The 21,681-nt window shown below is 55.7% G+C and carries 21 protein-coding genes; 3 read left to right on the top strand and 18 right to left on the bottom strand.

Features of this window, described 5'->3' with window-relative positions; translation table 11 throughout:
- Positions 1–28: 28 nt before the first annotated feature.
- From ACP4QI_RS07040 to gspC, 15 genes are all read right to left on the bottom strand, one after another.
- A complete protein-coding gene (locus ACP4QI_RS07040; protein ID WP_426494985.1) occupies positions 29–1,846 on the bottom strand; it encodes a glycoside hydrolase family 19 protein in 1,818 nt (605 codons plus the stop codon).
- Positions 1,847–1,986: 140 nt separating this feature from the next.
- A complete protein-coding gene (gene iagB / locus ACP4QI_RS07035) occupies positions 1,987–2,433 on the bottom strand; it encodes a type III secretion system invasion protein IagB (protein ID WP_231312763.1) in 447 nt (148 codons plus the stop codon).
- 142 nt (positions 2,434–2,575) lie between these two features.
- Entirely contained in the window at positions 2,576–5,275 is a 2,700-nt protein-coding gene (locus ACP4QI_RS07030) for a glycosyl hydrolase family 18 protein (RefSeq protein ID WP_426494986.1), read from the bottom strand.
- A 256-nt stretch (positions 5,276–5,531) separates the two neighbouring features.
- Positions 5,532–6,329 carry a prepilin peptidase gene (locus tag ACP4QI_RS07025; RefSeq protein WP_426494987.1) on the bottom strand — a complete coding sequence of 266 codons (798 nt, stop codon included), beginning with the start codon at positions 6,327–6,329 and terminating at the stop codon, positions 5,532–5,534.
- On the bottom strand, positions 6,326–6,811 hold the full coding sequence (gene gspM, locus ACP4QI_RS07020) for a type II secretion system protein GspM (RefSeq protein ID WP_426494988.1): 486 nt from the start codon (positions 6,809–6,811) through the stop codon (positions 6,326–6,328). Before gspM ends, ACP4QI_RS07025 begins: the two co-directional genes overlap by 4 nt.
- Positions 6,808–7,953 (bottom strand): type II secretion system protein GspL, encoded by a 1,146-nt coding sequence (gene gspL, locus ACP4QI_RS07015; RefSeq protein WP_426494989.1) that lies wholly within the window; start codon positions 7,951–7,953, stop codon positions 6,808–6,810. The genes gspM and gspL overlap by 4 nt, the downstream gene beginning before the upstream one ends.
- 15 nt (positions 7,954–7,968) lie before the next feature.
- Positions 7,969–8,919: a type II secretion system minor pseudopilin GspK gene (gspK, locus tag ACP4QI_RS07010; RefSeq protein WP_434737711.1), complete on the bottom strand. Its 951-nt coding sequence runs from the start codon at positions 8,917–8,919 to the stop codon at positions 7,969–7,971.
- Between the two features lie 56 nt (positions 8,920–8,975).
- Positions 8,976–9,623, bottom strand: a complete 648-nt coding sequence (gspJ, locus tag ACP4QI_RS07005) for a type II secretion system minor pseudopilin GspJ (protein ID WP_426494990.1) — start codon at positions 9,621–9,623, stop codon at positions 8,976–8,978.
- The gene (gene gspI, locus ACP4QI_RS07000; protein WP_426494991.1) at positions 9,620–10,006 is read right to left on the bottom strand and encodes a type II secretion system minor pseudopilin GspI; all 387 of its coding nucleotides are present in this window, start codon (positions 10,004–10,006) and stop codon (positions 9,620–9,622) included. Before gspI ends, gspJ begins: the two co-directional genes overlap by 4 nt.
- Positions 9,999–10,484, bottom strand: coding sequence for a type II secretion system minor pseudopilin GspH (gene gspH, locus ACP4QI_RS06995; RefSeq protein ID WP_142488870.1), 486 nt, complete (start codon positions 10,482–10,484; stop codon positions 9,999–10,001). The genes gspI and gspH overlap by 8 nt, the downstream gene beginning before the upstream one ends.
- Positions 10,484–10,927 (bottom strand): type II secretion system major pseudopilin GspG, encoded by a 444-nt coding sequence (gspG, locus tag ACP4QI_RS06990; RefSeq protein ID WP_285110699.1) that lies wholly within the window; start codon positions 10,925–10,927, stop codon positions 10,484–10,486. The genes gspH and gspG overlap by 1 nt, the downstream gene beginning before the upstream one ends.
- A 2-nt stretch (positions 10,928–10,929) precedes the next feature.
- The gene (gene gspF / locus ACP4QI_RS06985; protein ID WP_426494992.1) at positions 10,930–12,138 is read right to left on the bottom strand and encodes a type II secretion system inner membrane protein GspF; all 1,209 of its coding nucleotides are present in this window, start codon (positions 12,136–12,138) and stop codon (positions 10,930–10,932) included.
- Positions 12,138–13,613: a type II secretion system ATPase GspE gene (gspE, locus tag ACP4QI_RS06980; RefSeq protein ID WP_370462894.1), complete on the bottom strand. Its 1,476-nt coding sequence runs from the start codon at positions 13,611–13,613 to the stop codon at positions 12,138–12,140. The genes gspF and gspE overlap by 1 nt, the downstream gene beginning before the upstream one ends.
- A 23-nt stretch (positions 13,614–13,636) precedes the next feature.
- Positions 13,637–15,547: a type II secretion system secretin GspD gene (gspD, locus tag ACP4QI_RS06975; RefSeq protein ID WP_231312771.1), complete on the bottom strand. Its 1,911-nt coding sequence runs from the start codon at positions 15,545–15,547 to the stop codon at positions 13,637–13,639.
- A gap of 13 nt (positions 15,548–15,560) precedes the next feature.
- A complete protein-coding gene (gspC, locus tag ACP4QI_RS06970) occupies positions 15,561–16,334 on the bottom strand; it encodes a type II secretion system protein GspC (protein ID WP_231312772.1) in 774 nt (257 codons plus the stop codon).
- 263 nt (positions 16,335–16,597) lie between these two features.
- On the opposite strand from gspC, the gene ACP4QI_RS06965 reads away from it, so the two are divergent.
- Entirely contained in the window at positions 16,598–18,175 is a 1,578-nt protein-coding gene (locus tag ACP4QI_RS06965; RefSeq protein WP_426494993.1) for an ExeA family protein, read from the top strand.
- Positions 18,175–18,840, top strand: coding sequence for a hypothetical protein (locus ACP4QI_RS06960; RefSeq protein ID WP_426494994.1), 666 nt, complete (start codon positions 18,175–18,177; stop codon positions 18,838–18,840). Before ACP4QI_RS06965 ends, ACP4QI_RS06960 begins: the two co-directional genes overlap by 1 nt.
- Here ACP4QI_RS06960 and ACP4QI_RS06955 read toward each other — a convergent pair.
- The 3 genes from ACP4QI_RS06955 to ACP4QI_RS06945 form a co-directional block, all read right to left on the bottom strand.
- Positions 18,834–19,457 carry a helix-turn-helix domain-containing protein gene (locus ACP4QI_RS06955; protein WP_426494995.1) on the bottom strand — a complete coding sequence of 208 codons (624 nt, stop codon included), beginning with the start codon at positions 19,455–19,457 and terminating at the stop codon, positions 18,834–18,836. The genes ACP4QI_RS06960 and ACP4QI_RS06955 overlap by 7 nt on opposite strands.
- Positions 19,458–19,729: 272 nt before the next feature.
- Positions 19,730–20,560, bottom strand: a complete 831-nt coding sequence (locus ACP4QI_RS06950; protein WP_426494996.1) for an N-acetylmuramoyl-L-alanine amidase — start codon at positions 20,558–20,560, stop codon at positions 19,730–19,732.
- A complete protein-coding gene (locus ACP4QI_RS06945; protein ID WP_032617291.1) occupies positions 20,557–20,880 on the bottom strand; it encodes a heavy metal-binding domain-containing protein in 324 nt (107 codons plus the stop codon). Before ACP4QI_RS06945 ends, ACP4QI_RS06950 begins: the two co-directional genes overlap by 4 nt.
- A 122-nt stretch (positions 20,881–21,002) precedes the next feature.
- Between ACP4QI_RS06945 and ACP4QI_RS06940 the strand changes: the two genes are divergently transcribed.
- Complete coding sequence (locus ACP4QI_RS06940) at positions 21,003–21,521, top strand: lipoprotein (protein ID WP_142488863.1); 519 nt, start codon at positions 21,003–21,005, stop codon at positions 21,519–21,521.
- Positions 21,522–21,681 lie beyond the last annotated feature (160 nt).

Below are 21,681 nucleotides of genomic sequence, written 5' to 3'. Positions count from 1 at the left end.
CGGCAACCCTGAGGTTGCCGTTTTGCTTTTACAACGCTGTCCAGGCGTCTGCCCAGGCCAGGCCTGCGCCCGGTTCGTAGTACGCTGGCGCACTGTTACACCAGCCGCTGTTCGGGAAGGGTTTGCACTGGAACAGTTTACCCTTGTTGTTCACGATATCCCCGGCGTTGTACTTGCCGTTGGCGCTCCACGCAGCATAGGAACCAGAGCTGCCTTCATCCTGAGACGGGGTTGCCGCTTTCGCTTTCACGTTTAACAGGTAAGTGGTGGTCGCGCTCAGTTCACCGTCGCTGACGGTCAGGCTGACTTCATACTGCTGAGCCGTTGTGGCTTCCGGCGCGGTAAATGTCACCACGGCTTTGTCTTCACCGCTGACGGTCTGGCCGTCCTGGGAGCGCCAGGTGTAGGTCAGTTTGTTGCCGTCTTCATCAGTAGAGCCTTCTGCGCTCAGGGAAACCTGGGCACCGGCTTCAACCGCACCGACTGGACCTGCGATATGCGCCACTGGCGCATGGTTAACCACCGCAGGGGTCTCATCCGGCGTCGGGATCGGGGTGACCGGCGTTTCATCTTCAGAAGGGGTTGGCGTAACCGGCGTTTCATCCGGCGTGATTGCAGACCCCTCATCATCCACGATGTTCACGTTATAAAACTTCTGAACACATTTGGTGTAGTCACCCTCTTTAAAGGCGCTGAATGGCGTCTGGTAGCCGACCAGCTGGCAAGAGTAGGTCTTACCGTCTGGTGTATCTGCACTCCATCCCCAGTCCTGTTCCCAGTAGATTTTCAGAGAACCCGCGCCGCCCTCATCAAACTGTTTCATGTTGGCACAGCCCAGCACTTCGTCAGCCGGAACCGGCACTTTCAGGTAGTTAGCGAACTCTTTGTAGTACTTGATACGGTTTTGAGACTGCGCAATTTCAGTCGGGCCGCCGCACTCAACGCCGCCGTTGATGATCTGGGTGGTCACGCCGAAGCCCGGTACCAGACCGTTCGCTTTGTCGTGTTCGTTTGGCTGCCAGGTTCCGTCGATAACCTGCAACATGCTCGGTTTCGGCGGCTGTGGATAGGCAAAGAAGAAGATGGCGCTTGCCAGGTTCAGCCAGGTGTCAGCCACCAGCTCGGGTTTTTCCAGCAGGACTTTCACATCGCCGTACATCGCTTCAGAGAACGGACCGTAGTTATAGTTGTAGGACAATTGCTTGGCACCGCGACCAAAGTAGCTCAGGAAATCGCCATCTTTGTCTTTACCGCATGGCCAGGTCTGCCCCTGCCATACATCAGGGTTACATTCGCCGTTATAACCGCCTTTCTGGCCTTCGCTCCAGCCCATTTCCCGGATGTAAACCAGCGCCTGGCGCCATTCGGCTTCAGGACGCCAGCTTTCATGGCCGCCGGTTTCCTGGGCGAAGTGCGCAAACATGGTCGCCATCTCTTTACGGCAGATCGCGTCGCTGTCACGGCCATCTTTATAGGTGTCGCACAGCGCCGGGAATTTACCCACGGCCTTGAGGAAGTTACTGTAGCTATAATCCTTCGCGCGCAGAGGGAAGAGATATTCCCAGTCGCTCTCTTTCAGGATCCCTTCAACGCGCTTAACGTTATCCGGGTTGGACGCTTTGCCAGGTTCAATCTGTTCGACAACGCTGTTATCCAGGGTGCGAATGGTGTCTTTTACCGATTTCATTAACGGGAAATCGGTCAGTTCTTTTTCCTTTTTAGCCAGATCGCTGGCTTTCATGGTGTAAGGTTCGCTGCTGGCCGCCTGTAACATTGCAGCCTGCGCCATAAAGGGAGCGACACATGCCCCCGCAACGAGAACGCTGAGTAATGTCCTTTTCGTCATTTCAAATAATCCTGTATATAAGCAACAATGGGTGATGCACTCCCGGCTTATGTATTACTCCCTTAATACATAAACCCCCTGGAGGCGTTTATTTTTCATTTTCTGAAGAATACCGTCGGGTACTCTTCAAAAAATAAAAATCAGTACCGGTAAGATTGTTTTGCTTTTATTTCCCTGTACTTCGCCCACACCTTATGGGCATACATCATACGTTGGGGATAATTTTCTTTTTTCGCTCCTGCGTTATAGGCTCCTACCGCTTCCCAGTTATAGCCATAAACTTTGACCATGTCTGATAATATGGATGCGCCCACCATTATTGAGGTACAAGGCTCAGTGATTAAGCGGGACTCATCAATACCGAGGCGTTGTAATTCACTAAAGTGAGAGCTATTAATTTGCATTAACCCCACATCGCGTGAACCATCGTGATTCCAGCCCACCGCATAGGGATTCATACCCGATTCCACTTTTGCAATTGCAAATAACAGCCAGGGATCGACATGATAATAATGCGCAGCGTTGTCCCAGCAGTTTGCCATGGTGCTTTGGCTTATCATTAACAACAAAAAGATTAGGCGTTTCATTTAATTGACCTGCTACAGGGATTTCCCATTTTCCCCTTGTGCACAGCTGTTATTTATTTTTTTGATGGTTGACCGCACCCGAAGCGCAGCGCGGTCAACCATGACGGACGACTATCACGCCCGTCATTAAAGGTTCAGAAGATTATTTGCAGTCTGCTGACGCGCCTTCTTTTACCCATACATCGCTGTTGCCTGGTTTGTCGCCCTTCGTCCACCATTTCGCGCGGTATACATTACCTTCGTAAGTGGTGGTGTCGCCGCCGTTATAAACCATTTCAGGCTGCCAGTTGAATTTCACCTGGCTTACCAGCTCCCATGCACCCTCACCGAATGCCGGTTTGTTGCCCTGAGTCCAGTACTTCGCTTTCCACACCAGATTATCGGAGCTAACAATGTCGCCGCCGTTGTAAATGGTGTTTGCACTCCACGCAGCATATTTGCTGGCGTTGGCATCAACAGGGGCATCGCAACTACCGGTCGCACTCCCTTCGTCTGCCGGCGTGGTACCTTCATCAGATGGGGTCGTACCTTCGTCAGACGGGTTGGTCTCTTCGTCAACCGGAACAACCGCTTCTTTCGGGGTCACTGTCACTTCAACGTTAGACTGCACGCTGGTTTTACCATCAGACACGATCACGCTCAGCGTATAGGTCGATGTATTGCTCACTTCTGGCGCGGTGATACGCACGTTCGCGGTATCGGTGCCGGTGGCATTCATGTCACCCGGTACGCTCCAGCTATAGGTCAGTGCATCGCCATCGGGATCGGACGCCTGTGCGTGCAGAGAAACCGCTTCACCGGATTCAACGGTGACCGCTTGCATCGCGTTGATCACTGGTGCCTGGTTGGCTTTAGGCGCTTTGTTAACAACCTGCACGTCAACTGAGTTGCTCAGACCTTTCGCGTCAGTAACGGTCAGACGGAAGACCAGCGTCTGGTTGCTCGCGACAGCAGGAACGTTAAAGCTTGCTTTCGCGCTGGTGCTGTTGGACAGCGTCACGGAGGTACCGGACACCTGCGTCCATTTGTAGGTCAGCGCATCGCCGTCCTGATCGCTGGAAGCAGAGCCATCCAGCGTCACGGAAGCCGGGCCAGTCACGCTTACATCAGTCGCAGAAGCGACAGGGGCATGGTTGGTAACAACCGGTTCCACTGGCGTTGAGCTGCCGCCCGTCAGGCTTTCGTTCATCGCATTCAGAATGTCGCCGTTGTCAGATTCGATAGACCAGGCGAACAGACCCCCGAGGTTTTTGTTCAGCACGTATTTGCCTTTCGCTTCGACAGAACGGGCGTTGTCATAACTGATCAGCTCACCGGTGGATTTGTTGAACAGGTACGGGGCTTCTGCCGCGGTATCGTACTTGTATTCCCAGCCTGGTTTACCCAGCATCTTGTTCACGATATCGCGATAATCAAGGATGCCTGCTTCCCATGAACCCGGGATGGCGCCGGTCGCGGTGCCGGTAAATGGATTGTCGCCGGTATAACCGTGAACGCCAGTCCAGCCGCGGCCGTACATTGCTGCGCCCACAACGACTTTACCCGGCTGAACGCCCTGATCGAGCATCGCTTTCACGGCGTTATCGGTGGTGTAGTTGGTGTCTGGTTTCCAGGAAGCACCGTACAGCGCGGCCTGGTGACCCAGGTCGGTCTTGCTCCATGAGCCGTAGTAGTCGTAGCTCATCAGGAAGATGTGGTCGAGATACTGCTGCGCAGTGCCATAGTCCACGTCTTCAATCTTATCTCTGCCGGCACCAATCGCGGTGGTCAGCTCATAGGTACGGCCTGTTTCAGCTGACAGTTCGTTCAGCATTGCGCGCAGATCGTGCATCAGCGCGGTATAGGTGGCCTTATCGACAGCCGGGTTACCCAGTTTAGCGTTCTCGCCGCCGCCGCCAGGGAATTCCCAGTCGATATCCACGCCGTCAAACACTTTCCAGGTTTTCAGGAACTCTTTCACGGAGCCAACGAAGCGGTCACGCAGCACTTTGTTGTCCATCTGGAAGAACGGGTCAGACAGCGTCCAGCCGCCAACAGAAGGCAGAATTTTGAGGTCCGGATGGGCTTTTTTCATCGCCATCAGCTGACCATAGTTACCTTTGTACGGATCGTCCCAGTTGGAGACGCCGGACTGAGGTTTTTGCAGAGCAGCCCAGGGATCGTGGATAGCAACGGTGTAGTCCTGGCGGCCCGCACAGGCACGTTTCAGCGACTCCAGCGCGCCGGAGGATTTGGCGCTGTCGTTAATGCCATCACCGCCACAGATTGGAATGAAGCCATAAAGCAGGTGGTTCAGGTTAGCAACCGGGATCTTGTCGGCAGAGAAGTTACGGTCATATACGCCCCACTCAGGGAAGTAAGCCCCCACAACTTTGTCGGTGTGTTTAGCGAAGGATTTATTGTTCTCAAGCAGAGGGGTGTTCATCGGCAGCAGGTGGCTACCGTCCGTATCTGCAACGATAATCAGTTTGCTGGCACTTTTGGTGCAGCCGCTGTCGTTGCAAAGCTCAACCTGCTCCTGATAGCGACCCCCTTTCTTCACCTTGAAGGTCGCAGAGCCCGCAGCGCTGCCCGCCCCGGTCCAGACGGTCTGGCCATCCAGCAGTACTTTTGCCGACGTTGGCGCATCACCGCTCCAGACGTTCCACTCAACCTTCACATCCACACCATCGCTGTGAACTTTAACAAGATTGTTATAGTCCTGAGCCGCCTGATCGACTTCTACCAAAGCAAATTTGTCATTGCCTGAAGTAATAGACGGCGTACCTGGCGCCGCTGCGAATGCTGAGCTTGTGGCAGCCGCAATGAAAAGCGCCAGATATTTAGGCTTCATAAAATTCATTTTTATATCCTGATAAATTTATACGTGAACGTTAATTACCCATGACTTCCCTGAGCTCATGGAATGAATTTACACACTTAGTTTTAAATAAATAAAAAATCCGTTGCCAAAAATATTGTGAAGCGTTGTATTCCTCCCTAAAAAGACACAAGCATAAATTCCCTCTGTCTTATGTCTTTTACGATACACCGTAGAAAAAACGTGTTCCCTTCCTTTCCTCGTCGAAAAAAAGCGATAAAAAACTTGACCAAAATATTCAGAGTGTGACAGCGAATGCCTGAGCAATAAAAACAGTGAGGCCGGCAAAGGATAAATAGGGACCAAAAGATATTGTTTGGCTATTTTTATGTGAATGGTTTAATGCGAAATAACCGACAATACCGCTAAGCGCAGCAATTAATACGACAGAAGGCAGTGCCTGCCAGCCACACCAGGCCCCCAGCGCCGCCAGCAGCTTGAAATCACCGTAACCTAGCCCTTCCCGGCCAGTCGTCAGGCGAAAGCCCCAGTAAATCAGCCAGAGCGACAGATATCCCGCGACTGCGCCGAGCACAGCATCGCGAAGGGGCAGCGCATGGCCCAGCGTATGTACGAGCAATCCGGTCCAGAGCAGCTTCTGCGTCAGGCAATCAGGCAGCAGCTGGTGTTGCCAGTCGATCAACGTCAGCGGCAGTAAAAACGACGCCAACAGCCAGAGCGAGAAGAGGGTTTGAATGCCCGGAACAGACCAGGCCGTTATGCCAAAAAATAGCGCGGTAAACAGCTCAATCAAAAGGACCTGTAGCGGAATCGCCGTTCGGCACTGGCTGCAGCGGCCCCGCAGTAACAGCCAGCTGAGCAGCGGAATATTTTCCCAGGCAGAGAGTGAATGCTGACACACCGGGCAGTGCGAGCCAGGGAACAGCAGGTTGCCGCATCCCTCCTCTTCCATCACCATAGGCGGGACGCGGTCTGCCACTACGCCGAGAAAACTGCCTGTTATTGCCCCTGACACCGCACTCATGAGGAAGAACCCAACCGGGTAAACCTCCCGTATCAGTGCGAAGGTGTTCATGCCAGTTTCTTCCAGGTCAGCTGAATTTCGGCCTTTACATCGCTGATGTGGTCAACCGGGGTGAGATTCATTTTTTGCAGGCGGACCCCGGAAGTCAGGTTGATTTCACGCAGCCAGTTTTTTAATTCGTAAATATTCACCCGTCCAACCACGAAGGAGAGTGTTTGCCCGTCCTGGCGAACATCCGTCAGCGATAAATTAATGGCGTGGGCGCTGTTCTCAATCACGCTGCGTGGATTATCAGTTTTAACCTGCAACATCTGAAGATGGTTTTTATCTATTTCCTGACGCATCCAGTTGAGCGTTTCAACCTGACGTGCAAGGGTCGTTTTACTGCTTTGAATCATATTATCCAAGGGAATCACTCCTGCGTAATAAATTGCAGCGCAGCCGACTGCCGCTGCGCCTATTTTCAAAATGATTTTTTCCCTGACGTTGTAATTCTGATAACGCCTTTTCAGCTGCGCGATGCTCTCGTTCATTTATGTTTCCCTGTCACAATGGCGGTGTACGGTGCCTCTGCTGAAACAGGCTGTACTGAAAAATCAAAATTTGGGCTGGTCTGATTCACAAACGCCTGGAGCGCCTGCTGATTTTGGCCACTGACGCCCAGGGTCAGCGTCCCTTGTGCTGCATCGTATTCAAGCCGGGTAATTTCCATTGCCGGAACCGCCCGTCTGGCGGTTTCCAGCTCATCGATTTGCAGGAAAATCCCCTTAGGCTGTTTCTTTATATTCTGACCAAAGTGATATTTGATGTTGGTCTGCTGGCGCATACTCGGAAAATGGTGCTGGTAGACCTGCATGACCTCCTGCTGAACCTGGTTTTCCTCCTGAGCCAGCATCCAGGCTATCGCGGCACGGGGTCCTAACAGCAGGCCAAGCGACAGCAGCCCCGCAGCAGCCACGGCTAGCTTCATGCTTTTTGTCAGCTCCTTATTGCCGCTTCTGGCGCTGAACGCCCCGTGCAGCAGGTTCACGCGACAAGCCTGCCACTGCGGCTGGATCAGCACCAGCGGATGCACCCAGGCCAGCGCCTCGTCAACCACCACTTCCGGCGGAACGGCGCCGTAGCAGCACACTTCGCCCTCCCCTCTCTCCTGCAACACCAGAGGCAGCAGGGCCGTATCCACTTCACACGCCGACGCTGGTGACAAACGTAGCCAGTAGTTCTCGTCAAGAGAGACAAAGGTCGTGCCCCCGGCGGATACCGGCAGCAGCCAGGCGTCCGGGATGGCCTGAATAACGGTCAAACCGGCAGCGGTGAAACGGTCAAGCCACTGGCGCAGGCGCCCGGCATCAATCGCCACCGCGTCAATGTCGCACCCTTTTTTATTGAGTACCGTCCAGTGAAGGTTGTCCACTTCACCTATTAATGTCTCCTCCGCCATCCAGGAAAAGGCCGTGCTTTGGGCGGCCATTCCTTTTTTCGGTAATCTGAAGTGGCGGAAGATCGTTTCACTGGCAGGCAGCAGCAGACAGACGCGTCCTGCCAGAGCATGTCTGGCGAGAGTAGTGAGCTCCGAGAGATTCTCCAGCGTTTCAACCTGCTGACTACCGGACTCGCACCACCATAATTTCCCGTTCTCACGGCTGTCGGGACGAACAAAAAGCACCTGTTTCATCGATATCAACTTCTGTTATTCAATCATTCGGTAACGACGCTGCCACGTCACAATCTCACCGGCGTCGTTATTAACCTGAAGCTGGCTAACCATGAGCAGCGTTAAATCATCCGTGTTGCCGGTATAGTCAACGCGGAAATATCGGCTGTTAATGGCCAGCTGTTCCGCCACCTGGGGTAAATCGTCTTTAAGCTGCGGGAAGGTTTGTTCCAGCATCTTGCTGAACGCATCCAGACTTTCCCACCCCGCTTCAGGGCGAGCATCAATCAGACGTCTGGCGTCATCTTCCGTCAGTTTTCCCGGGAACATCGCCGCCAGGACGCCTGCCTGTTCAGGTTTGAGGGTATTCACGTCAACCTTGCTGGCGGGATCCGGCAGGGCGCACAAGAGCTTGCTCACTGTCGGATACGCCTGGGCCGGGAACGCAGGCAGCAGTTTGATTTCCGCAATAGTGCGCATCATCTGATTCGCGGGTTGGCGAGCCGGGACAGCCCCTGCCCACGCATCGCTCTCAGCGCCCTCTCTGGCGGTGGTGGCGTCCCCGTCGAGGTAGTCCACCAGCTGGGAATATACCGCTTCGGCGGTGGCCTGGCTGACGCCGCTGTCGATCAGGAGCTGCTCGACGATTTGCTCTTTACGCGGTTTCCCTGCCGCGGCCGCGGCGTCCTGTACCTGAGGCCCTTTATCCGCTGCCAGCAGGTTGTTGACGTTAAAGCAGTCCTGCGCATCTTCTGTCTGGCTGACCAGGGTGTAGTCATCCCCCCGGGTTTCCAGCGGCTGATGCCAGTCACCGTCCGGCGCAAGGGCTCTGCTTTCGCCGCTGGCCTCGGTTTGCAGGATCGCTTTAACGGTTTTTTCCTGCGCCTGCATCGCCCAGCGCAGCTGCTGCTGGCTCACCTGGTAATGTGTTTTTTGCAGGTTGCGGCAAAACTGCTGGCTGATTCTGGCGGCCAGCGCCGACATCATCACCAGCAGGATCAGCACCACCAGCAGGGCGACGCCTTTCTGTTTGTCTGTTCGGCTCACGGCTGTACTCCTGACGCCGCTTGAGGCGCCTGCTCCGGCTGCGGAGCGGCCGCTTTTGTCTCCGGCGTCGGGGCAACCGTCACGGCAGGTATCTCCCCGGGGGTCGTAAACACCCAACGCCAGATATCGCCGTTTTCCATCGTCAGCGTCGCCTCTACGCCGTCGGGCTGGCGACTGCTGTCGGTCCAGTTTTTCTGCCAGCCCTGGCTGTAAAAGCGCCACGTCATCGATTTCACCTTATTAACGATGGGGACTTCTTCGGGCTTCACGCTCGCCGGGCCATCAATCGCAGGCCAGATATCGCGATATAAACGCCCCTCTTCCAGCCGCCAACGCACGCGCTCCAGCTGGACGGTGCCGCTCACGCCGTTCAGCGTGGTTAGCTCAATGGCGTCATCGGTTTGCACAAACACGCCCGGTTCGTTACGCGGCGCACGCCCCTGAAGCTGAAAGAAATCACGCTCCATCAGGCTCCAGGCGCGCTGCACCTGATTAAGCTTTGCCGCACTGGCATCGGTTGCAGAGCGGGTACGCATCGCCCCGTCCAGGATCTGCCAGGCCAGGGTGCTAATCACCGCAAAAATGGTCAGGGCGATCATGATCTCCAGCAGGGTAAAGCCACGCTGGCGTCGCGTTTTTTTCACTTGCTCACCTTCTCTGCTGGCGGAATGATGTACAGGGCGATGGCCGGCTGGCTTTCATCCCCTTCTGCGTAAACGCGAACTTCACTGGCCCAGCCGTTGTTGGCGGTTTTGACCCGCTGCTTGTGCCAGTTCCAGCTACGCCCGCCCATGGTTTCCGTCCCCTGCTCATCGGCATCGGGGAAATCACTGTTGCTGAGCGTCGCTTCTGCAAGCACGTTTTCCGCGACCCAACTGGCCTGCACTGTTTCGCTCAGGCCGTGGGTAAAACGAACGTTCAGGGACACGGAGTTCATCAGCGCCAGCGCTGCGGTGGAGAAAATCACCAGCGCAACCATCACCTCCAGCAGCGTCATCCCCTTTTGCTTTGCCTTGCGTTTAGTCATCGTTCTCCACCGAAACGGGGGCCGCACCTTGCGATACCACCCGGAAATGGTGCTGTTTGTCGTAGCTTTGCAACCTCAGCGTGAAGCGACCTACCTCGCCATCCGGCAAAAAGATGATTTGCGGATCGGCATCCAGCGTGGCGGCCAGCCGCTGCGGAGATAGCGATACGTGCATCTCTTCAGGAAAATCGCCTTTCGTGGTAATTCGCCCTGCGGATAAGGGCACCCAGCGACGTTCACCTTTTACAACGTTCAACGACACAAGCTGATATTTATCCGTGGCGATCACTAACCCGACAATATTTCCGTCCATCACCGCACGGTCTGAACCATAATCCACAAGGGCTTTTAATTGCTGACCAAATATATCCGCGCCGCTGCGCGAGGGAATCGTTGAAACCACCATCATCGCGCAGCTGGCGAATATCACCAGCGCGAGGATAATTTCCAGCAAAGTAAAGCCGCGTTGCTTACTCATTATTTATTCGCGAGCGACCAGTTAGTAATATCGTCGGCGGTATTGGCTTCGCCATCGGGCCCCGCAGAAAAGACATCGACGGCACCGTGCTCGCCCGGGCTGACCATCAGGTAATCGCTGCCCCAGGGATCCTGCGGCAGGCGGCGGATATAGCCGTCGGCGCGGTAGCCGTTGGGGATTGGCGCGATTTCCGGTTTGCTGACCAAAGCCTGCAGGCCCTGCTCGGTGGTCGGGTAGCGGTGGTTATCGAGCTTGTACATATCCAGCGAACCTTCCAGCGCGACAATATCGCTGGTGGCTTTCTGACTGTCGGCTTTCTCTTTATTACCCATTAAATTTGGCACCACCATACTGGCCAGCACCCCGAGGATCACAATCACCACCATTAATTCGAGCAAAGTAAAGCCCGCCTGGGACGCCAGGTTTTTTCGTTTCATCGCCATATTTAACCTACCATGTTATTAAGTTGCAGAAGCGGCTGTAATATTGACATCACAATAAAGAGAACAATGGTCGCCATGGAGACCACCAGCGCCGGTTCAAATACCGACAGCGTTAAGGTAATACGATGCTGTAATCCCGATTCCTGATTTTCGGCGGCGCGATCCATTAAGTTGCCTAATTCACCGCTCTCTTCGCCGGAGGCAATCATATACAGCATGGTGGGGGGGAAGAACTGCGCCTGCTCCAGGGCGGAACAGAGCGATGCCCCCTGGCGCACGGTATCCGCCGCCTGCTCCAGCACCTGGCGGGCATAGAGGTTTTCAATCCCGTCCATCGCGATATACATCCCCTCCAGAAGCGGAACGCTACTGGCCTGCAATATGCTCAGGGTGCGGATGTAACGCGCGCTGTTGATGGCGCGAACCAGCTTTTTAACCGGGGCGTTTTTCACCAGCCAGCGGTGCCAGATGAAGCGATTGCGGGTTTTCTTCAGCCAGCCTTTAAAGCCGATCGCGCCCGCCGCCAGCCCTCCGCCAATGATCATGCCGTACGCCTGCAGGAAATCGCTGACCGCAATCAGCGTGCGGGTGGTCATCGGCAGCTGCTGTTTCATATGGGTAAACTGCTCGATCACCTGCGGCACCACCGCTACCAGCAAAATACTGATGACCGCAATGGCTACCACCGTCAGGGTGATCGGGTAGACCATCGCCTGGGTGAGCTTACTTTTCATCTTCTGGCGCTGTTCGTTGTACTCCGCCAGCTTCTCCAGTACATCGCCGAGGTGGCCGGTTTTTTCTCCGGCCATCACCAGGGTGCAGTAGAGCTTGTCGAAGGTGCGGGGAAACTGGCTGAAGGCGTCGAACAGCGTATGCCCTTCCACCACCTTGTCGCGAATGTCACTCACCATCGCCGCCAGCTTTTTATCCTCCGACTGCCGGGCAATGGCCTTCAGGGCGCTCTCCAGCGGCAGCGCGGCGTTCACCAGCGTCGACAGCTGGCGGGTAAACATCGACAGGTCCGGCGTTGAGAGCTTGATCCCTTTCTGTGCGCTGCCGGCAGCGGATTTTTCCCGGGTCAGGGTAATGGTCAGCGGCATCAGCTTTTGCTCGCGCAGCGCCTGACGCACCTGCTTTTGCCCCTCGGCCTGCAGGGTGCCGCGCCGGGTTTTACCCGCCGCGTCGGTCGCGGTCCACGCATACCATGCCATTATTCCTCACCCCCACGTTCGGCGGTGACGCGCATCACCTCTTCCAGCGAAGTGATGCCGGAGATCACCTTCAGCAGACCGTTTTCGCGCAGGCTGTGCGCCTGTTTGAAGAGCTGGGTTTCGATCGCCATTTCGTCTTTATCTTCGTGGATCGCCCGGCGCATGGCGCTGTCGACCACCAGAAACTCATGGATCCCCGCACGTCCCTGATAGCCGCTCTGACGGCAGTGCTCACAGCCCACCGCGCGCCAGATCGCCTTCGGGGTAATGGCCATAAAGCTGAACAGCGCTTTTTCATTGTCATCCAGCGGACTGGTGGTGCGGCAGTGGGTGCAGAGCCGACGCACCAGACGCTGGGCAATGACACCGAGCAACGATGATCCGATTAAAAAGGACTCCAGCCCCATATCGCGCAGACGGGTAATGGCCCCGGCGGCGCTGTTGGTGTGCAGGGTGGACATCACCAGGTGACCGGTCAGAGAGGCCTGCACCGCGATCTGCGCGGTTTCGCCGTCACGGATCTCGCCGATCATCACCACGTCCGGATCCTGGCGCAGGATGGCGCGCAGGCCGCGGGCAAAGGTCATGTCCACGCGCGGGTTAACCTGGGTCTGCCCTACCCCTTCCAGCTCGTACTCAATCGGATCTTCCACGGTCAGGACATTGCGTTCATGGCCGTTCAGCGCCGACAGGATGGCGTACAGGGTGGTGCTTTTCCCGGAGCCGGTCGGCCCGGTGACCAGGATAATGCCGTGCGGACGGGCAATCAGCGCCTTGAGCTGGGCCAGCTCGTGATCGATCAGCCCCAGCTTATTAATGTCCGGCTGGAGGTTGCTTTTATCCAGCAGACGCATCACCACCCGCTCGCCATACTGCGACGGAATGGTGGAGACACGCACGTCGATGGCCTTGCGCCCGATCCGCAGCGAGATACGCCCATCCTGCGGCAGGCGTTTTTCGGCGATATCGAGCTTCGACATGACCTTAATGCGCGACACCAGCAGCGGCGCGAGCTTGCGCGCCGGTTGCAGCACCGGTCGCAGCACGCCGTCGACGCGAAAGCGGATGCTCAGGGTGCGCTCAAAAGTTTCAATATGAATATCTGACGCGCCGTCCTTCACCGCTTCGCCAAGAATGGCGTTGATCAGGCGGATCACCGGCGAGTTTTCGTCGTTATCCAGCAGATCTTCGTTGTCGGGGATCTCCTCGGTTAACGCCAGCAGGTCGATATCGGCGTCCATGTCGTCCACCAGTTGCTGGGAGACGCCGCTGTTCTGCTGCCAGACCTTCGCCAGCATTTCGTCGAAGGCGTCTGCCGTCAGAATGGTCGGGGAGAAGGATCGCCCCAGCACCCGGCGCATCTCCAGCAGGGCAAACGCCGGAGCGTCGTCGCGCATCCAGACCTGCCCCTGATAAAAGAGGATCCCGTGCTCCCGGGCGTAGTTACTGCTGCAGAGATCGTGACTCAGTTGCATTTCGTCCATGTTGCGCCTCGTCCTTACTCTTTAAAGGGGTTACGGCTTTTCACCGTCGCCGTGCCTGTCATCGCCGGGTAGTCGGGCAGAACGGCATTGCCTTCAGGGGCGACGATGCCGAACTTGCTCTCTTCCAGCCGCTGCTGCTGACGGGCGCGGATCTGGTCATATTTCTCTTTCGACGACGCGCTGTAGGTGTCGTCGTCGCGCAGAACAGTGGTATGAATAAAGACCATCAGGTTGCGCTTCGAGGTGTCCTGGGAGGTATAGCGGAACAGCTGCCCCACCAGCGGAATATCCCCCAGCAGCGGCACCTTCGAGACGTTCTGTTTGGTGACGTTCTCCATCAGCCCGCCGAGCACCACGGTCTGCCCGCTGTGGACCATCACTTCGTTATTGATGGTACGGGTGTTGAAGGTTGGGCCGAGGCTCGCATCTTCGGTGGCGCTGGCGTCAACGCTGGAGACTTCCTGCTCAATCTTGAGGTGAATGATGTCGCCGTCGTTAATCTGCGGCACAATCTTCAGCTTGGTGCCGACGGTTTTTCGCTCCACCGAGTTAAAGACGTTATCCCCGCTGGTGGTCTGCGAGCCGGAGAGTACCGGCACATCCTGACCGACGTTAAATGACGCCTCTTTGTTATCGAGGGTGACGACGCTGGGCGTCGACAGGATGTCGTTTTTACCGTCGGTGGAGAGCGCGGTCATCAGGGCGCCAAAATCGCCGTTAAAGAAGCCGGTCGCCATGCCGGTAAAGCTGGCGCCCTTCAGGGTGCCTGCTTTTACCTGGCTTATCGGCAGACCGGTGGCGCCAAACTGCACCCCGCCGTGTTTGCCGGTCCACTGCACGCCGAGGTCGAGGCCGTTACCGTCCTGCACTTCAGCAATGATCGCCTCTACCAGCACCTGTGGGCGGCGGATATCGAGCTTGTCGATAACCTTTTCCAGCGAGTTCATGACGTTGGGCTGGGCGGTGATCACCAGCGAGTTGGTGGCTTCATCCGCGGTAATATTCAGCTCGCTGCTGGCGGACGGGGTTTTACTTTTCGCCGCGCCCGCTTTGTCTTTCAGCTGCTCGCCAATCCCGGTCAGCACCGGCACCACTTTGCTGGCGCTGGCATACTTCAGGTAGAAGACGCGGGTATTGCCTTCGTTATTCTGTTCGCGATCGAGCTGGCCAATCAGCGACCGGGTACGCGCCCGGCCATCTTCCGGGCCGCTGATGATCAGGCTGTTGGTTTCATCATCGGCCACCACTTTGGTCGTCAGCTGCGGCGCGTTCTGCCCTTTCTGCTCTTCGTTGTTGAGGTTGTTCAACATGTCGCTGAGCGATTTCGCCGAGGCATAGCGCAGCGGCACGATTTCGCGACGCTGCACGCCGGAGCGATCCACGCGCCCGACCAGATCCACCAGCCGGTTGACCACCGAGGCTTTACCCGTTAACAGCAGTACGTTGGACGGTTCAAAGTGCACGACGTTGCCGATACCGGAGGCGTCGTTCAGCTGGCGCAGCAGCGGGGCCAGCTCCCGTACCGGTACGTTTTCCATCCGCACCACGCGGGTGATGATCTCGTCGCCCTTGCCGGGGTTTTTGCTGTCGGCCAGCGGTACGCCGGCGGTGCGCGCCACCGTGGAGCGCACCACCTTCACCATGCCGTTATCCATCGGGATCACCGACAGGCCGTACAGATCCAGCACGCTAAGAAAGAACTGATAATATTCCTCTTCCGTCAGTACGTTATAGGTCTTAACCGATACGTTTCCCTGCACGGAGGGATCGACAAGAATGGTTTTATTCAGGTTGCGACTTACCGTATCAATAAATTCTCGGATATCGGTATTTTTAAAACTGGCGCTAAAGTTCGCCGCCATCACTGAATTTGAGATCAACGACGCGGCGGTCAGCGCGATACATGCCCAGGGAAATTTCTTCATCACATTACACTTGTTAATTGTTTAAAACATTAACCCGAATATTTTCAAGGTGAGCGTGGCGTCTGACTACGACTTCCGCTTCTCTCATTTTCGACCAGCTGGCAATAATACTTTTCGCCTGCTCCGCCCGCGTCATATCGACGGCGTTCACTTTCACTACCACATCCCCCTTTTCCAGCCCGCTATGGCTAAAAAAGGAGGAGGCATTTTTCGGCTTTATTTGATAGCCGCCGAGCTGGCCTTTATCCATATAAGGCTTCAGCACGAAATAGTCGTCGAGGTGTAAATTATCGCCCCCGGCATCGTTTTTCGGTTTTGGCACCGGAGAGGGATTTACCTCCCCTTTAAAATAGTCGGGACGCTTTAACGCCAGCACCTGACGATCCCCCTGATAATTCACCACCACATTGTCGGGATTGATCTCTTCAATCCACGCATCGCTGTAGCCCGGGAGACTCTCGCCTTCGCGGTAACTTTGCTGTCCGTTAGGCGTTTTGATCACCGCGAAGGAGAGCCAGGCTTCATCGCTGCTGATAATCCCGTCAACCTCAGCCGAAATTGACTTTTTCTCCGCCTGCTGCGGCGTGGTCTGATTAACCGCAGGCTGAAACAGGGCAAACGTCTGTCCCTGTTGACCTGTGCGGGGCTGCTCTGGCGCATTATCCGGGACGGGGTCCGTGCCTTTTTTATAAGCTTTAAAGACGACATATCCCTGATGACCGCTAAACAGCAGTAAGACAAACATCACGCAGGGCGCAATAAATCGGGAATAGAGCTGCATTTTCATTATTTAACGGGCCTTTTAGCAAATGCAGGAATTTGCAGCCTGGCGCTGCACCTGTAACACCCGAAAATAGTAATAATGCCGGCCTGATGGCTCCATCTGCTTTGCCATTAACTTTAATGCAGAAAAATATTGACCCTTAAAAACCCCGGTGTTAAGCGGTTATAAAAGGTTATTTTTCTCCTGCGGAAAAATTGACCCACTGCGTCGCCTCTCGTACTTTCCTGGCTGAATATCAGTGATATGAATTACCAGGGTGAAGCGTTATGTATCAGAGTCATTTTAAATTTGTCCGCCCGCCCTTCAGGAGTGCGACCCGCGCCTGTGGCGACTTCTTTGCGTCTTATCATCAGGATGTCTTCGGCATGCTGGCAGAGAAGTCGACCCTTGCCGGTATTGCGGCCCTGTTCAGCGATGACGAGACGCTACTGAACGCTTTCACCGGTCAATTACTGGTAACCTCTCCTGCGGGGGTGGCGATTAATGCCTTTCCGACCCTGAGCGCGAAAGCCCTGCTGTATAAACTCAGCGCCAGCGCAAAAGAGGCCAAAAGCAGGCTGCACGCCATTGATGCCGTGCTGCATCAGTGGCAGGAAAAATACCCCGCTTGCAAAACAACCGGCCTGGTGCTGACGATCGCCGCCGTTCAGGCGCTGCGGGATAATGGCTGGGACACGCTGGGGATGCTGCTTTCACGCGCGCAGGAGTGCGGGCTGCCGCTGACGCTGGTGTTGACCGGCACGCCCGATCAGGACGCGCGTCTGATGACCCGTTCCGGCCTGGCGTCCCGCGTGCATACCCGCCATACGCTGCGCCCGCTCACCTGCCGCGAAACATTGCGCTATGTTCAGGCGCAGACGCTGGAGCATGGTGCCGACACATCGCCCTTTAGCCCTGCCCGCGTGCGCCGCATGCATGCCCTGAGCCACGGCTCCGTCAGCAAACTGAACGCGCTGGCGCACCTGTCGCTGCTGGCAGCCTGGACCGAACGTGCCGCCGCGGTAGGCTCACGTCATCTGCGCCTGGCGGCGAGTGAAGTGCTGCCGCGCCCCACCCATCGCAAAACGTTGGCAACGGTTGGTCTGTTTGCCAGCGTGCTGTTTGCCGCCTGCGGCTGGCATTTCTCCTCCACTCTCAGCGCCATGCTGCCCGTGCAGCCGCCGGTACCTGCGAGCTGGAAGCGGTTGACTCACGCCCCGCAAGCCCCCGTACAGCCACAGATGGACAATGAGGTGGTCAACCTGCCGGACGCCATGCATCAGCTCTACGCCATGTGGGGCTATGATCCTTCCGCAGAAGAGGCGCTCTGTCAGAATGCCGTCCGGGTGAACCTCGCCTGTAAGCAGGGCAATGCGCCGCTCGCCACGCTGGAGAAAGGGGGCTATCCCTGGGTGAGCGAACTGAAAACCGGGGATCACCTGAATTATGCGGTGGTGGCGCGGGTGGGTGCAGATTCGCTCGATCTGCTGATGAATAACCGCACGTGGCAGGTGAAGCGCAGCTGGTTTACCACCCATGCGACAGGAAACTATACGTTATTGCACCGTCTTTCCCCGGCGGGGAAAACGGCAATCGGGGCGGCCAGCAGCAGCGAGGATGTGCGCTGGATCGATGCCCAACTCAGCCAGGCCCTGCACGAGCCGGAAACGCACGCGCAAACATGGACCCGGGCGCTGGTGAAGCGAACCCGCGAATTCCAGTCCAGCGCCCGGCTCAACGTTGACGGTATGCCCGGCGAAGAGACGCTAATGCAGCTGATGCGCATTAATAACACCACACCCGCGATTGTAACGCCGGTGACGGATACTCCCCCGCAAACGCTGGCGAAAGGAAAAGCCCAATAATGTCCACGATTTGTCTTGCTGCACAGCGCAGCTTCCAGACCGGTGAGGCGGTCTGGTTCTCTTATCGCCTCCCCTCGCTGACCAGGATCGCCTTCACAAGCCTGACCAGCTTATGCTGCCTGGGCGCGATGCTGGTCGCCGGGCTGTACGCGCACCTTTACTGGCACCTGCGCCACCCGACGCCTATACCGCAACCGGTAAGCGTCGCCCAGCCTGATACTCAGCTCTCCGATATGCATTATGTGTACGTCTCCAGACCCTTCCCGGCGCCGCAACCTGAAGCCGCGGAAGTCAACGCCCCGCCTCTGCCAGAGAGCGATCCGCTGGTAATGGACGCTGGCGCCGACTGGCAGCAGCCCCCGGACAGCGATATCTCCAGCGAACCCTTGCCCGACACGCATGTCTCGCCGCCCGAAACCGGGTCAGGCTCGTTGAAAGCGCGGTTTATGCAGGCCCTGAAAGAGCAGCAGGAGGATTATTCGCAGGGAAAAATGCCCGGGGATCCCGTTGACGAGACGCAATCCGGTACGCTGACGGGGGAGAGGCTCATCGATCGGACAACGACGTTAAGATCCGAGCGCATATCGGCGCAAGGGCCAACGACAGGGCAAAAAAAATCTCCATCGGCGTTAACCCATGGAGATCTGAAGCAGGATGTTCAGTAGCGTTCCGGCAGGCTGGTAATATTTTTCAGCTTACCTTTTTCCACCACAATATAGTGACCTTTTTTCAGGTCTGAGAGGATTTTAATAATCGTGCTACGGGCCAGGTTGGTATATTCCTGAATATAGTCATAAACGTTGACGTCACGATTCTGGTAAATAATTAATTCATTAATTTCCAGCAAAAATTCACGCACCACAGAGTACGCGCTGCGGGCAACCAGAATATCATCACGCTTGCTGAGCAGGCCAATATACCAGACAAGGATTTGGCTGAACTGCGGCCAGAGATTTTTCTCACCGATCAGGCGCTCAAACTCATCTTTCCTGATGGTGCGAATAACCGTCGTATCGCGGGCAATACCATACATATACGACGCTTTATTGTAGACAGATGAGACACCCAGAAAACCCGCGCTGCGCATGGTAAACATACTTAACTCATCGGAGACACGACGAATTTCGACTTCGCCGCTAATGACGATATGGATGTAGTTCACATCCGCGGTAATGATTTTCTGCCATTTCTTTAGCGTTTTTTCTGGATATTCAGCGGTCGCCGCAATAATAGCGTCTATCGCTTCCTGCGGACGACAGTTTTTTCCATATATGCTTAACATTATTGTGCCTGTTATTAATTGTAGATAAAAGAGCCACTGCGAAAGTGATGTCGCAACGGATATACGAGACCGAGTCCAGATAAAATAAGAAGATATATTCAGATGAGAGTAAGTCTCAATCCATATTTATTTGCTGAATTGCTTAGCAAGCTATGGAGCTATCTTAAATGTGGGTACTTTTAAGTCAATTTACTTAAAGTTAATTCCGAATGAACTTAAGATTAATCTTAAGTGAATATTGAGGAAAGGCGTTAACCCCCTGATTATGGGGGCTATCGCTGACCGTATTTTTCGAGTAGGGCTTCGGCAATGGCCATTGTTTCTTTATCAGAAACGCCATTCCATAATTGCGGACGGAAATGCATTTGAAACGCCATAATGACCCTTTTCTGCTGGGCCAAAGATATATTTTCCGGTACCTCGTAGCCGTACCGGGATAATAAATCGAGCAATACGGCCGGATCCGCAGGTTGATAACGTGGCTGTCCGTTCAGGTAAAACGCCACCCGGGCCGGATCCGGCCAGGCACCAATTCCCTGATGCGCCAGCGCCTGCCAGGGAAACAGCGGCCCCGGATCGTCTTTGCGCTGCGGGGCGATATCCGCATGGGCCACCACGTTCTGCGGCTTGATGTCGTAACGTTGAATAATGTCCTTCGCCAGCGGGATCAGGGCGGCGATCTGCGCCGGCTCAAAGGGGACGAAGCGTTTCTGGCCGTCGCTTTTTTGCCAGCCACGGTTTTCCAGCTCAATACCAATTGAGGTGTCATTAATCCGGGTCGCGCCGCGCCAGAAGCTGACCCCGGCGTGCCAGGCCAGATCGCGCTCCGGCACCAGCTGCCAGATCCGCGGCTTGCCGTTGTGCTGCGGCGGGACCGCCGGAATCAAATAGTGGGAGCTGACGTTTTTATCGGTCAGGGTCGCGAGGGAGCTGTCAAAGTCGTCGGCGGTGTAGTGGATCACCAGTACCTTAATACGGGGATAAGCCGCCTGGGCCTGACGCCGGGTATCCAGCTCATAGCCGCCTTTATCCACGACGCCTTTTTCAGTCGCACAGCCTGCCAGCAGCAGCGCCAGCAGGACGGGCACCAGGACTGGCTTCATCGGCGCGTTTTCACCGCCGTACCGCTGACGCTGACCATCAGCATGCTGGCGTCTTTGCCGACGGTTTCGTAGTCGATATCGATACCTACCACGGCATCGGCGCCCAGCGCCTTCGCCTGCTCGCCCAGCTCTTTAAAGGCGATGTCACGGGCTTTGCGCAGCTCTTTCTCATAGGCGCCGGAGCGGCCGCCGACGATATCGCGGATACCGGCAAAAAAGTCGCGGAAGATATTGGCCCCGAGAATGGCTTCCCCGGTCACCACGCCGCAATATTCACTGATCGGCTGTCCTTCCAGAGTGGGGGTGGTTGAAAATTGCATATTTGTCTCCTTATTACATGCCGGGAACCAGGTCCTAAGCGTTTAAGAACAAAACCATTATCCGATCGTTACGCTATCATTTAAAGGTTAGTTAATTATTGCAGCCTAATAAGGAAATCAACATGCGCTATTCTGCTTTGACGCTTTTAGTGCCTTGCGCGCTGCTGCTCAGCGCCTGCACCACCCCGGTCACCCCGGCCTTTAAGGATATCGGAACCCGCAGCGGCAGCTGCATTACCGGCGGTCCGGATGCCGTGGCACAACAGTTTTATGACTACCGCATTTCGCACCGCAGCAACGATTTGACCGCGCTGCGTCCGTACCTGAGCGATAACCTGGCCCAGCTGCTGAGCGATGCCAGCCGCGATCCGCAGCATAAAAACCTGCTGAAAGACGATCCGTTCTCCAGCCGCACCATCGCGCCACAAACGGCTGAAGTCGCCAGCGCCTCGACCATCCCCAATACCGATGCGCGCAATATTCCGCTGCGGGTGAAGCTGACCCAGGGCAGCGAAAGCTGGCAGGATGAAGTGCTGATGATCCGTGAAGGCCAGTGCTGGGCCATTGATGACGTGCGCTACCTCGGCGGCAGCGTCCACGCCCCGGCCGGCACCCTGCGCCAGTCTATTGAGAACCGTTAAGCAGATAAAACCCCGCAAAATGTCTGGCATTTCGTGAGGAATGCCGACATTTATTCTCGTCGCCATCTCCGCTCGCTACTTTGTGCTATGTTTAGGGATAGATTCGGTTTATATTTAACTTTTAACGCATAAATATTGCATAACTATTCTGTCAACGGTA

Source organism: Leclercia sp. TB492, assembly GCF_049974505.2.
GTDB lineage: Bacteria > Pseudomonadota > Gammaproteobacteria > Enterobacterales > Enterobacteriaceae > Enterobacter > Enterobacter adecarboxylatus_C.
This window is presented reverse-complemented; position numbering and strand designations above follow the sequence as displayed.

Coding starts and splice junctions, on each gene's coding strand:
- ACP4QI_RS07040 (WP_426494985.1), bottom strand. CDS start 1,846: ATGACGAAAAGGACATTACTCAGCGTTCTCGTTGCGGGGGCATGTGTC.
- iagB (WP_231312763.1), bottom strand. CDS start 2,433: ATGAAACGCCTAATCTTTTTGTTGTTAATGATAAGCCAAAGCACCATG.
- ACP4QI_RS07030 (WP_426494986.1), bottom strand. CDS start 5,275: ATGAATTTTATGAAGCCTAAATATCTGGCGCTTTTCATTGCGGCTGCC.
- ACP4QI_RS07025 (WP_426494987.1), bottom strand. CDS start 6,329: ATGAACACCTTCGCACTGATACGGGAGGTTTACCCGGTTGGGTTCTTC.
- gspM (WP_426494988.1), bottom strand. CDS start 6,811: ATGAACGAGAGCATCGCGCAGCTGAAAAGGCGTTATCAGAATTACAAC.
- gspL (WP_426494989.1), bottom strand. CDS start 7,953: ATGAAACAGGTGCTTTTTGTTCGTCCCGACAGCCGTGAGAACGGGAAA.
- gspK (WP_434737711.1), bottom strand. CDS start 8,919: ATGATGTCGGCGCTGGCCGCCAGAATCAGCCAGCAGTTTTGCCGCAAC.
- gspI (WP_426494991.1), bottom strand. CDS start 10,006: ATGACTAAACGCAAGGCAAAGCAAAAGGGGATGACGCTGCTGGAGGTG.
- gspH (WP_142488870.1), bottom strand. CDS start 10,484: ATGAGTAAGCAACGCGGCTTTACTTTGCTGGAAATTATCCTCGCGCTG.
- gspG (WP_285110699.1), bottom strand. CDS start 10,927: ATGGCGATGAAACGAAAAAACCTGGCGTCCCAGGCGGGCTTTACTTTG.
- gspF (WP_426494992.1), bottom strand. CDS start 12,138: ATGGCATGGTATGCGTGGACCGCGACCGACGCGGCGGGTAAAACCCGG.
- gspE (WP_370462894.1), bottom strand. CDS start 13,613: ATGCAACTGAGTCACGATCTCTGCAGCAGTAACTACGCCCGGGAGCAC.
- gspD (WP_231312771.1), bottom strand. CDS start 15,547: ATGAAGAAATTTCCCTGGGCATGTATCGCGCTGACCGCCGCGTCGTTG.
- gspC (WP_231312772.1), bottom strand. CDS start 16,334: ATGAAAATGCAGCTCTATTCCCGATTTATTGCGCCCTGCGTGATGTTT.
- ACP4QI_RS06965 (WP_426494993.1), top strand. CDS start 16,598: ATGTATCAGAGTCATTTTAAATTTGTCCGCCCGCCCTTCAGGAGTGCG.
- ACP4QI_RS06960 (WP_426494994.1), top strand. CDS start 18,175: ATGTCCACGATTTGTCTTGCTGCACAGCGCAGCTTCCAGACCGGTGAG.
- ACP4QI_RS06955 (WP_426494995.1), bottom strand. CDS start 19,457: ATGTTAAGCATATATGGAAAAAACTGTCGTCCGCAGGAAGCGATAGAC.
- ACP4QI_RS06950 (WP_426494996.1), bottom strand. CDS start 20,560: ATGAAGCCAGTCCTGGTGCCCGTCCTGCTGGCGCTGCTGCTGGCAGGC.
- ACP4QI_RS06945 (WP_032617291.1), bottom strand. CDS start 20,880: ATGCAATTTTCAACCACCCCCACTCTGGAAGGACAGCCGATCAGTGAA.
- ACP4QI_RS06940 (WP_142488863.1), top strand. CDS start 21,003: ATGCGCTATTCTGCTTTGACGCTTTTAGTGCCTTGCGCGCTGCTGCTC.